We start from the raw sequence: 1800 nt of genomic DNA on the forward strand, positions 1-1800 counted from the left end.
GCCCCATGGGACGGGAGCGCGCGGGACCGGGGCGCGCGGGAGGGCTCCTCGCCGGACGGCAGGGACGTCCCCGGTGGCATCCCCGGCGGCCGGGTCGCCCAGTCGCTGCTGGAGGAGATCCTGGTCGACCCGTACGAGACCGGGCCGGAGCCCTCGGACCGGATCGCCGTGGCGCACACCGGTGACGAGGCGGTGGCGCTCGTACCGCTCCCGGCGCTCTCCGACGGCCCGTCGGACGGCGCCGCGGACCACCCGGAGACGGAGGGGGTGCAGGCCGACGCGCTGCTCGCCGCCGTCCGGGAGCCGCTCGCCCGGGGCCTGGACGGCGACGGCCGGCTGACCCTCGGCGTCAGCGCCGCCGTGCACTCCGCCGACGGGCTGCGCGGCGCCCTGGAGGAGGCCCGGCACGCCCGGCGCGTGGCCGCCGCGCGCCCCGGGCGGGTATGCGCGGCCGGACATCAGGAGCTGGCCTCGCACGTACTGCTGCTCCCCTTCGTCCCGGACGATGTGCGGCGCGCCTTCACCGCCCGGCTGCTGGACCCGCTGCGCGAGTACGACCGGCGCCACCGGGCCGAGCTGATCCCGACCCTGGAGGCGTTCCTGGACTGCGACGGCTCCTGGACGCGCTGCGCCTCCCGGCTCCATCTGCACGTCAACACGCTGCGCTACCGGATCGGCCGGATCGAGCAGCTGACCGGGCGCGAGCTGTCGCGCCTGGAGGACAAGCTGGACTTCTTCCTCGCGCTGCGCATGAGCTGACGCGCCGCGGAAGCGACGGCGGATGCGTCTGCGGAAGCGCCCGGAGCGCGTCTCCGTGCCCCAACGCGACATCACCCTTGCCAGGGGTTTGTGAATTCATTCACACCAACCTCTTGGCCGGGCGCGCGCATTCATGCTGAGATTCGCCCACGGCTTCCGGCTCGATGGCGCGCTTGGGGAGGGCAATGTGGCGGACACCGCCATGTCACCACCTGGATCGTCAGGTTCCCATTCCGAGGTACGAACGGGGCGCGGGCTCGACCCGCTTATGGACGACCCACTCGACACGGCGGTATGGCGGCTGCGCTCGCGCGGCTGCTGGAAGGACGCCGCCGAGCTGCTCACCCCGCGAGCGGCGGACGACGCCTCGGCCGCGCTCAAGCGCAGCGTCGTCCTGACCGAACGGTGCATGTACACCTCCACCGGCTGGGACGCGGCCGAGGACGCCCTGCGGGCGGCGGAGGCGCTCGCGCTCACCGACACCGAGCGCGGCGCGACCGCGTGCGAGCGGGGCTATCTGGCGTACGCGTCGACGCTGCTCGGGGTGCGGGACCGGGCCGACGAGGCGCGGACCGCGCTCGGCCGCGCCGCCGCGCTGCTCTCACCGGGCTCCCCGATCCGGCCGCTGCTGGACTTCCGGCGCGGGCTGATCTCCCAGCACCTGGCCCACAACCCGACCGGCGCCCTGGCCGCCTTCCAGCGCGCCCACGCGGGCGCGGCGGCGCACGGCGACACCCTGCTGCGCTCGTTCACCTGGCGCCATCTGGCCGCCATGGCGGAGGCGGAGGGCGATCTGCCCGACGCACGGCACGGCTTCGCGGAGTCGCTGCGGATCCGTGAGGAGCTGGGCTACCTGGTCGGCATCGCCCCGGCCCTGGCCGCCCTGGCCGACGTGGAACCCGACCCCGACGAGGCCGCCCGCCTCCGCACCGAGGCCGGCCGCCTGGTCCGCCTCCTGGGCGGCGTCCCCGTCTGGCTCGCGGAACAACTCTCCACCGAGGACACCGCCGACTGACCCGCCCGGCGGCCCTGGGGCGGGAT

At 75.3% G+C, this 1800-nt stretch carries 2 protein-coding genes; both read left to right on the plus strand.

The genetic code is table 11. The features are described from left to right. Positions 1–759, plus strand: a 759-nt coding sequence (locus GWI24_RS43970) for a CdaR family transcriptional regulator (RefSeq protein ID WP_210951601.1), incomplete at its 5' end; no start/stop codon positions are given. Positions 760–892: 133 nt separating this feature from the next. Then, positions 893–1774: a hypothetical protein gene (locus tag GWI24_RS43975; protein WP_374103418.1), complete on the plus strand. Its 882-nt coding sequence runs from the start codon at positions 893–895 to the stop codon at positions 1772–1774. Positions 1775–1800: the final 26 nt, after the last annotated feature.

The sequence above is a fragment of the Streptomyces sp. MK37H genome (assembly GCF_018035285.1).
GTDB lineage: Bacteria > Actinomycetota > Actinomycetes > Streptomycetales > Streptomycetaceae > Streptomyces > Streptomyces endocoffeicus.

What these genes read in the sequence shown, in the direction of transcription:
- GWI24_RS43975 (WP_374103418.1), top strand. Translation starts at nt 893, where the DNA reads ATGCTGAGATTCGCCCACGGCTTCCGGCTCGATGGCGCGCTTGGGGAG.